The following is a 9,744-nucleotide window of genomic DNA, read 5'->3' on the forward strand; positions in this document are numbered from 1 at the left end:
TCTCCTTTTGTGTCGATGCTCAGGTGTTTCGGCCGCCGTTGACGCCCAGTATCTGGCCGGTGATGTAGCCGGCCTCTTCGGAAATCAGAAAGGCGCACGCGGCCGCGATGTCTTCCGGCCTGCCCATCCGGCGCACCGGGGTCCGGGCGATGGTCGCCTCGATGTCGCCGAGGTGTCCGTGTTGTTCCGCGGCGCGCAGCATCGGGGTGTCGATGAACCCCGGCGGTACGGCGTTCACGGTGATGCCGTTGGGCCCGTATTCGAGGGCCAGCGACTTGGTGAGGCCGTTGACCGCGGACTTGGCGGCGACGTAGTGGCTCATGTAGGGCGCACCGGAATGCGTGCTCGACGACGAGATGTTGACGATCCGTCCCCACCCGGCCTCGACCATGTCGGGCAGCACCGCCTGGGTCACGTGAAAGACGCCGTTGAGGTTGACGTCGACCACCCGCCGCCACTCCTCGAAGGTGATGTTGGTGAAGCGCTTGAAGCCGTCCAGCCCGGCGGCGTTGACCAGGACCGTCACGGGCCCCAATTGGGCTCGGATGGCCGCCAGCGCGGCATCCACCTGCGGCCGGTCCGTGACGTCGGCGGTGAAAGCGAAATCGGCTTCCGACGGCCTGAGGTCGATCGTGGCGACATCAAGACCGTCGGCGCGCAGGCGCTGCGCGACCGCTTGACCGATGCCGGATCCGCCGCCGGTGACCACCGCGGTCTTCACGTCGAGACCTCATCTCCAAATGGGCTCGTCTCAGCCACAAAGAATCTCCCTTACAATTATGAGAACCTTACTCTCGGCGCGAAGCGGCGTGCAACATGGTCGTGAAACCGCGCGCGGCCTGCGCCAAGTGGCCCGTTACCCGGACATGTGCGCAATAACGCCGCTGGTCGGCGGCCTGGTCCCATTCCTGAGACTTTCTTGAATTATCGAGACCCGAATGTAAGATTCGCCGGGGAAGAGAATGAAATTTTCGTGACCGTCACCACATGAGGGAGTAGGGGATGCCAGTGCAGGACACGGCAGAGACCACCGCCGCGCCCGAGTCACAGGTTGATCGCCGACTGCTGATTGACGGCCGGCTCGTCACGGCCGACAAGACATTCCCCTCGATCAACCCCGCCACGGGTGCGGTCGTCGGGTACGCCCCAGACGCCGGCGTCGAACAGGCCCAAGCGGCGATCGCGGCGGCCCGGCACGCCTTCGACACGACCGACTGGTCGACCAACGTGGAGCTGCGGATCCGCTGCCTCGACCAGTTGCACACGGCGCTGGTCGAGCACGCCGAGGTACTGCGGGAGCTGACCATCGCCGAAGTCGGCGCGACGCGGGCGCTCACCCAGGGCGCTCAGCTCGACGACCCGATCAAGATCGTGCGCTTCTACGCCGACCTGCTGCGCACCTATCAGTTCTCCGAGGATCTCGGCGAGATCGAATCGCGGGGCATGCGGCACCACCGCTGGGTGGAGAAGGAAGCCGCGGGCGTGGTGGCCGCCATCATCGCCTACAACTATCCGAACCAGCTCGCGTTGGCCAAGCTGGCCCCGGCGCTGGCCGCCGGATGCACCGTGGTGCTGAAGGGGGCGCCGGACACCCCGCTGGTCACGCTGGCGCTCGGCGAGTTGATCGCCAACCACACCGACATCCCGCCCGGCGTGGTGAACGTCCTTACTTCCTCGGACGCGGCCACCGGGGTCGCGTTGACCACCAGCCCCGACGTCGACGTCGTCACCTTCACCGGATCGACGGCCGTCGGACGCAAGATCATGGCCGCCGCGAGCGACACCGTCAAACGCGTCTTCCTGGAGCTGGGTGGCAAGTCGGCCGTGATCATGCTCGACGACGCCGACTTCGCCAACGCGAGCCTGTTCGCGGCGTTCAGCATGGTCACGCACGCCGGGCAGGGCTGCGCGCTCACGTCCCGGCTGTTGGTGCCCAGGTCGCACCATGACGAGATCGTCGAGTTGATCGCGCAGAACTTCGCCAAGGTGCGCCACGGCGACCCGGCCGATCCGAAGACGCTCATGGGTCCGCTCATCAACGAGCGCCAGCGCGACAAGGTCGACGGCATGGTCCAGCGGGCCGTCGCAGCGGGCGCGACCTTGGTCACCGGCGGCAAGCGGTTGGATCCCGGCTACTTCTATGCGCCCACGCTGCTCACCAACGTCGACCCGGACAGCGAGATCGCCCAGGACGAGGTGTTCGGCCCGGTGCTGGTGGTCATCGCGTTCGAGGACGACGACGACGCGGTGCGGATCGCCAACAACTCGATCTATGGGTTGGCCGGCGCGGTCTTCAGCCGCGACCAGGACCGCGCCCTCGCGGTGGCCCGTCGGATCCGGACCGGGTCGTTCTCCATCAACGGCGGCAACTACTTTGCCGCCGACAGCCCGTTCGGGGGCTTCAAGCAGTCCGGCGTCGGCCGCGAGATGGGCGTCGCCGGGCTGGAGGAGTTCTTGGAAGGCAAGACTTTTGCGGTTCCCGTTGTGGGGGCGCCCGCATGAGGCCGCTGGAGGGCATCCGTGTCCTGGAGGTCGCCATGTACGGGTTCGTCCCATCGGCGGGCGCCGTGCTCGCCGAGTGGGGCGCCGACGTGGTCAAGGTCGAGCACGCCGTGACGGGCGACCCGCAACGCGGGCTGCGGCAGACCGGCATGCTGCGCGTCGAGGGCGACCCGAACCCCAACATCGAACACGCCAACCGTGGGAAGCGCAGCATCGGACTCGACATGTCCGTGCCCGAGGGCAAAGAGGTGCTCTACGAGCTGGCCCGCCGGTCTGATGTGTTCTTGACCAGTTTTCTTCCCGCTCACCGGAAGAAGTTCGGCATCGACGTCGAGGACATTCGTACGGTCAACCCGAAGATCGTCTACGCCCGCGGGAGCGCGCTCGGTCCGCGCGGCCCCGAGTCAGAAAAGGGCGGCTACGACATGACCGCGTTCTGGTGCCGGGCCGGAACCGCCGCGACCATCACGCCGGCAGGGACGCCCGGCATGATCGCGCCCCCCGGCCCGGCCTACGGCGACACCATCTCCGGCACCAACCTCGCCGGCGGCATCGCGGCCGCGTTGCTCAAGCGCGAGCGCACCGGCGAGGCGTCGGTCGTCGATGTGTCGTTGCTGGGCAGTGGCTTCTGGGCAATGGGACACACGGTCGCGTTGACCAAGCATCTGGGTCAGCGGCTGGAAGCGCCCCCGCCCGGGGTGCATGGTGCGCCCAACAACCCGTTGGTGGGGCTGTACACCACGTCCGACGGACGCTACATCTCCTTCGTGATGATGCAGCCCACCAAGTTCTGGGCCGACGTTTGCCGGCACGTCGAGCTGCCGGAGCTGGCCGACGACCCCCGCTTCGCGACTGTCGAAGAAATCGCCGCAAATACACCGGAAGCCGTCGAGATCTTGACCAAGGTGATCGCAACCCGCACGCTTGCCGAGTGGAGCGATCGCTTTGCCACGCTTGCCGGGCCGTGGGCGCCCGTGCAGGACACGTTGCAGGCGGTCGACGACGCCCAAATCCGTGCCAACGAGTACCTGGTTCGCGCAGGCGAACTCGATCTGGTTGCCAACCCGGTCCAGTTCGATGTCGCCCGGCCGCACACCGGCCCGGCGCCCGGATTCGCCGAACAGACCGAAGAAATCCTGATGGAAATCGGACTCGATTGGGATCGCATCATCGAGCTCAAGACGGCCGGCGCGGTCACTTGAGTGCTACAGGGACCGGAGCTGTGAGAAATGTGTGAGCCGAACGCCGCTTTTCATCCGATGAGCTGTCCGATAACGGTTTTGAATTTTCCATTCCACCTGGACACCGCATGAGTCATAATCGCCGGACGCTTCAAGACACGAGGGCCCTCGTTTTGAAGCGCCAACTCACGCGACAGAACGGAGGAGTGGCGTGAGGATGGTAGTGGCAGCGACGCCGGAGGCGAATGCCGGAATGTGGCTGCCCGCTACGCATTTCGACTGTTCCAGCAGGCTTTTGTGGCCGTCGGTCCAGCCAAATCTACAGCTTTCCGTTCAGCCGAACAAGACCATCGGTCTCGAAAATGCCGGAAGGAACTGAGGCCGATGGCGATTAAGCGTGCGGGCCCGGAGCGATGGACCGGGGGCATATCGCTCGGCCGCGGCTCCAAGCCCATGGAAGCCGTCGGTGGCTTGTTCGCGATGTCGGCCGACGCGATCAAGTTCGTGTTCCGCCGGCCCTTCCAATGGCGCGAGTTCTTGGAGCAGTCGTGGTTCGTCGCGCGGGTGGCGCTCGCTCCCACCCTCCTGGTCGCCATTCCCTTCACCGTGCTGGTCAGCTTCACGCTCAACATCCTGCTGCGCGAACTGGGCGCAGCGGACCTTTCCGGCGCGGGTGCGGCCTTCGGCGCGGTGACCCAGGTCGGCCCGCTCGTGACCGTGTTGATCGTGGCCGGCGCCGGTTCCACGGCGATGTGCGCCGACCTGGGATCGAGAACGATCCGCGAAGAGATCGACGCGATGGAAGTGCTGGGCATCAACCCTGTTCAGCGCCTAGTGACCCCCCGCATGCTGGCCGCGGGTCTGGTGGCGCTGCTCCTGAACAGCTTGGTGGTGATTATCGGCATTGTCGGCGGCTACGTCTTCTCGGTGTTCGTCCAGGACGTCAATCCCGGGGCGTTCGCCGCCGGCATCACGCTGCTGACCGGCGTGCCCGAGGTGGTCATTTCCTGCGTCAAGGCAGCGCTTTTCGGCCTGATCGCCGGGCTGGTTGCGTGCTACCGGGGACTGACGGTTTCCGGCGGCGGCGCCAAGGCGGTCGGCAACGCCGTCAACGAGACGGTGGTGTACGCGTTCATGTCGCTGTTCGTCGTGAATGTGGTTGTCACGGCTATCGGTATCCGCATGTCGACCAAGGGTCACTGAGGAGGTGTAGGGGCAAACCGTGATGACGCTGCGAGCCACGTATCCGCGCCTGACGCGGCAGCTGGAGAAGCCGGTCAGCACCCTGAGCCGGATCGGCGATCACACGCTGTTCTACGGAAGGGCGCTTGCCGGGGTTCCTTTCGCGGTCCGGCACTACAGGCGCGAGGTCATCCGCCTGATCGCCGAAATCAGCATGGGTGCGGGAACTTTGGCCATGATCGGCGGCACGCTGGTGATCGTCGGCTTCCTGACGCTGGCCGCGGGCGGCACGTTGGCCGTGCAAGGGTATAGCTCACTGGGCAACATCGGCATCGAGGCGCTGACCGGCTTCCTGGCCGCCTTCATCAACGTGCGCATCGCGGCGCCGATCGTCGCCGGGATCGGTCTCGCGGCCACCTTCGGGGCCGGCGTGACCGCGCAGCTGGGCGCCATGCGGATCAACGAAGAGATCGATGCGTTGGAATCCATGGCCATTCGGCCGGTTTCGTATCTGGTGTCCACCAGGATCGCGGCCGGGATGATGGCGATCACGCCGCTGTATTCCATCGCCGTCATCCTGTCGTTCTTCGCCAGCCAATTCACCACGGTGGTCCTGTTCGGCCAGTCGGGCGGGTTGTATCAGCACTACTTCTCGACGTTCCTCAACCCGATCGACCTGTTGTGGTCGTTCTTGCAGGCCGTCCTGATGGCCATCACGATCTTGTTGATTCACACGTACTTCGGCTACTTTGCTTCGGGCGGACCGGCCGGTGTCGGCGTCGCGACCGGCAACGCGGTGCGAACCTCGTTGATCGTGGTCGTGTCGGTGACGCTGCTCGTCTCGCTGTCCATCTACGGCACCAACGGCAACTTCAACCTGTCGGGCTAGGGAAGGTGGTGAAAGGACAGTGACGCGCGCTTTCGGGCCGGGCCCCATTCACCGGTCCGAAACCACCAGTGCCGCACGGCCCGTCGCGGCCTCGCCCGGGCGCCACTTCGGCGCGCAGTCGTACGCGCGGCCCCTGGCCGGCCTGGCGACCATCGTCCTCATCGGCCTGGTCTTCGCCGTCGCGGTGGGCCTGTTCCGGGGCGACTTCACCACGAGCGTGCCCGTCACCGTCGTCTCACCGCGCGCCGGACTGGTGATGAACCCGGACGCCAAGGTGAAGATGCGCGGCGTCGAGGTGGGCAAGGTCGACTCAATCGACGTGCGGCCCAACGGTGAAGCCGTCCTGCACCTGGCGATGCAACCGTCGCAGATGCACTTCATCCCGGCCAATGTGCTCGTCGACATCGCGTCCACCACGGTGTTCGGCGCGAAGTTCATCGAGCTGGTACCGCCCGCCGAGCCGTCGCCGCAGTCGCTGCGCGCGGGTCAGGTGCTGGAGGGCAAGCACGTGACCGTCGAAATCAACACGGTGTTCCAGCAACTCACGTCACTGCTGTCGACGATCGATCCCGCCAAACTCAACGAGACCCTGGGCGGCATAGCGTCTGCGGTCAACGGCCGGGGCCACAAGATCGGCCAGATGCTGCACGATCTCGACTCATTCCTGGCCACCCAGGAACCGAGCCTCCCTGCGCTAAGCCATGACCTCGAGGCCCTGCCCGTGGTGAGCAACGCCTATGGCGACTCGGCGCAGGACCTCCTCGCCACCGCCGATAACGCGGTCCGAATCAGCAAGACGATCGTCGACGAGCAACAAAATCTGGATGCCTTCCTGATCAGCTCGATTGGCTTGGCGGACATGGGCAATGACGTGGTGGGCGGCAACCGGCAAGCGCTGACGGACGACCTGCACCTGCTGGTGCCGACCACCGATCTGCTTAACCAGTACCACCAGGCGCTGTACTGCGGCATCGCCGGGTCACTGGGCAACCTGCACGCGCCGGACCTGCCCGAGCCGATGGTCAAGGTCACCGTCGTCATCGGCCTCGGCGCGGAGCGTTACCGCTACCCGTCCAACCTGCCCAAGGTGGCGGCGACCGGTGGGCCGCAATGTCTAAACCTTCCGGTGGTGCCCTTCGACGTTGCGCCGCCGTTCCTGGTGACTGACAACGGCTCCAATCCCACGGCGTACGGCAACCAGCAATTGCTGCTCAACTCCGATGCGCTCAAGCAGCTGCTGTACGGGCCGATCGATGGTCCGCCGCGCAACACCATGCAGATCGGGATGCCCGGATGACCGGCTCGCGCGGGATGATCATCAAGTTCGGGGCGTTCGCCACCGTGATGATCGTGCTGACCGTGTTCTTGTTCTTCATCTTCGGGCAGTACACCACCGGTTCGACGAACGGGTATTCGGCACTCTTCACCGACGTGTCGCGGCTGAAGACCGGAGAGACCGTGCGCGTCGCCGGCATCCGGGTGGGCACGGTCAACAGCGTCAAGCTGCGCGCCGATAAGAAGGTCGAGGTGAAGTTCGACGCCGACCGCAGCGTCGTGCTGACCACCGGCACCCGCGCGGTGGTGCGCTACCTGAACCTGGTCGGTGATCGCTACCTCGAGCTGACCGACGGCCCGGGATCCACCAAGGTGCTGCCGGCCGGGTCGCAGATCCCGCTCGATCGCACGGCACCCGCCCTCGACATCGATCTACTGCTGGGCGGCCTGAAACCCGTTACCCAGGGCCTCAACCCGCAAGACGTCAACGCGCTGAGCGCGGCGCTCATCCAGGTGTTCCAGGGCGAGGGCGGAACCCTGCAGTCGCTGCTGTCGAAGACGTCGTCGTTCTCCAACACGTTGGCCGACAACAACCAGACGGTGCAGGAGCTGATCGACAACCTCAACACCGTGGTGGCCACCGTCGATAAGGACGGCACCAAGTTCTCCGGGGCCATTGACCGCCTCGAGAAATTGGTCAGTGGATTCGACCAGGACCGCGACACCATCGGGACCGCGATCACCGCCCTGGACAACGGGACCGCCTCGATCGCGGATCTGCTCACCCGCGCCCGCCCGCCGTTGGCCGCGACGGTGGACCAAGCGAGCCGGCTGGCGCCGCTGCTGGACAAGGACAAAAACCTCCTCGACACCTCGCTGCACAAGTTGCCACACAACTACCGCAAACTGCTCAGGCTCGGGTCGTACGGCGCCTGGTTCCCCTATTACCTGTGCGGGCTGGCGCTGCGCGTGTCCGACTTGCAGTACCGGACGGTGGAAGTGGGCATCAAACACCAGACCACCGGGCGGTGCGCGGAACCGAAGGACCCCGATGAATAAGTACCGCGGAGCGGGCCTCATCAAGGCCGGATTCATCGGCGCCGTCCTCATCGCGCTGGTCATCGCCGTCGGGCTGAACCCCGACCAACTGGTGCAGCGGGCCACCACGGTCCGTTACCAGGCGCTGTTCGCCGACGCCGGAGGCCTCGCGCTGGGCAACGACGTGACGATCTCGGGGATCAAGGTCGGCAGCGTGACGGGCATGGAGCTGCAGCACGGTGACGTGTTGGTGACGTTCACGGCCAAGGGGAACATCCTGCTCGGCTCCGCCAGCACCGCACACATCAAGACCGGGTCGCTGTTGGGTCAGCGGGTGCTCACGGTCGACTCCGCGGGCAGCGGCAACCTGCATCCGATGGCGGTCATCCCGGTGTCGCGCACCTCTTCGCCGTACTCGCTGTCCGAGGCCGTCAACGACCTGACGACCGACCTGCAGGGAACCAACACCGAGTCGCTCAACCAGTCCCTGGACACGCTGTCGGCGACCCTGAATCAGGTTGCGCCGCAATTGGGTCCCGCTTTCGACGGGGTCAGCCGGCTTTCCCAGACCCTCAACGCCCGCAACCAGACCCTCGGGCAGCTGCTCAAGGGCGCCGCCGACGTGACGGGCGTGCTCGGGCAACGCAGCCAGCAGCTCAACACGCTGATCCTCAACGCCAACGATTTGTTGTCGATGCTGGTCGCGCGGCGCCAGGCGATCGTGCGGCTGCTGGCCAGCACGTCCGCGGTGGCCCGGCAGCTCTCCGGTGTGGTGCACGACAACGAGGCGAAGCTGGCGCCGACGCTGGAGAAGCTGAACTCCGTGACGGCGATGCTGGAAAAGAATCGCGACAATCTCGCCCAAGCGCTTCCCGGGCTGGCGAAGTACGAGCTGACGCAGGGGGAGACTGTCTCGAGCGGCTACTACTACAACCCGTTCATCCCCAACCTCTTCCAGCTGGAGTTCTTCCAGTGGTTGTTCGACTACGCCTTCGGGTTCCGCGCTTACGGCGCGCCCGGCCAACCGCCGGACACCGCCGGGCCGCGCGCGTTCTTCCCGTGGCCGTTCAACCAGGACCCGGGAGGACGGCCATGACGGGGCTCGGGGCGATTCCGCGCAACAAGCTCAAGGTGGGGCTGGCGATCGTGCTGGCGGGTCTGCTCGTGGTCGGCGCGGCGATCGCCATCCGTAACACCTTCTTTCGCCCGACGACGATCACCGCCTACTTCCCCACGGCCACCGCGATCTATCCCGGCGACGACGTGCGCGTGTCCGGCATGAAGGTCGGCACCATCTCGTCCATTCAGCCGCAGGGGACGCGGGCGAAGCTGGTGATGCACGTCGATCGCAACGTGCCCATTCCGGCGGAAGCGAAGGCGGTGATCGTCGCGCAAAACCTGGTGGCGGCGCGCTACGTGCAGCTCACGCCGGCCTACCGGTCGAGTGGTCCCACCATGCATGACGGCGCGGTGATACCGATCGAACGGACCGCGGTGCCCGTCGAATGGGATCAGGTCAAAGAGCAATTGATGCGTCTCGCAACGGAATTGGGCCCCAACAGCAAGGTGTCCACCCCGTCGGTGGCGCGGTTCATCGACAGCGCCGCCGACGCGCTGGGCGACGGCAACGGCGAGAAGCTGCACCAGACGCTGGCTCAACTGTCCGGCGTCGCCCGG

General features: G+C 65.8%; 9 protein-coding genes. 8 read left to right on the forward strand and 1 reads right to left on the reverse strand.

The genetic code is table 11. The annotated features are described in order from the left end of the window. Positions 1 to 19 precede the first annotated feature (19 nt). Positions 20 to 721: an SDR family NAD(P)-dependent oxidoreductase gene (locus N415_RS22085; RefSeq protein WP_068186734.1), complete on the reverse strand. Its 702-nt coding sequence runs from the start codon at positions 719 to 721 to the stop codon at positions 20 to 22. Between the two features lie 344 nt (positions 722 to 1,065). On the opposite strand from N415_RS22085, the gene N415_RS22090 reads away from it, so the two are divergent. The 8 genes from N415_RS22090 to N415_RS22125 form a co-directional block, all read left to right on the forward strand. Continuing rightward, positions 1,066 to 2,502 (forward strand): aldehyde dehydrogenase family protein, encoded by a 1,437-nt coding sequence (locus N415_RS22090; RefSeq protein ID WP_239645659.1) that lies wholly within the window; start codon positions 1,066 to 1,068, stop codon positions 2,500 to 2,502. Then, positions 2,499 to 3,704 (forward strand): CoA transferase, encoded by a 1,206-nt coding sequence (locus tag N415_RS22095; protein ID WP_068186738.1) that lies wholly within the window; start codon positions 2,499 to 2,501, stop codon positions 3,702 to 3,704. Before N415_RS22090 ends, N415_RS22095 begins: the two co-directional genes overlap by 4 nt. Positions 3,705 to 4,067: 363 nt before the next feature. Then, a complete protein-coding gene (locus N415_RS22100) occupies positions 4,068 to 4,886 on the forward strand; it encodes an ABC transporter permease (protein WP_068186740.1) in 819 nt (272 codons plus the stop codon). Between the two features lie 22 nt (positions 4,887 to 4,908). Beyond that, entirely contained in the window at positions 4,909 to 5,754 is an 846-nt protein-coding gene (locus N415_RS22105; protein WP_068186753.1) for an ABC transporter permease, read from the forward strand. 19 nt (positions 5,755 to 5,773) lie between these two features. Beyond that, entirely contained in the window at positions 5,774 to 7,051 is a 1,278-nt protein-coding gene (locus N415_RS22110; RefSeq protein WP_068186742.1) for an MCE family protein, read from the forward strand. Then, on the forward strand, positions 7,048 to 8,088 hold the full coding sequence (locus N415_RS22115; RefSeq protein WP_068186744.1) for an MCE family protein: 1,041 nt from the start codon (positions 7,048 to 7,050) through the stop codon (positions 8,086 to 8,088). The genes N415_RS22110 and N415_RS22115 overlap by 4 nt, the downstream gene beginning before the upstream one ends. Next, entirely contained in the window at positions 8,081 to 9,163 is a 1,083-nt protein-coding gene (locus tag N415_RS22120) for an MCE family protein (protein ID WP_068186746.1), read from the forward strand. The genes N415_RS22115 and N415_RS22120 overlap by 8 nt, the downstream gene beginning before the upstream one ends. Beyond that, on the forward strand, positions 9,160 to 9,744 hold a 585-nt coding region (locus N415_RS22125; protein ID WP_152531520.1), incomplete at its 3' end, for an MCE family protein. The genes N415_RS22120 and N415_RS22125, both read left to right, overlap by 4 nt.

Origin of the sequence: Mycobacterium sp. UM_CSW (assembly GCF_000455205.1) — a bacterium.
Classification (GTDB): Bacteria; Actinomycetota; Actinomycetes; order Mycobacteriales; family Mycobacteriaceae; genus Mycobacterium.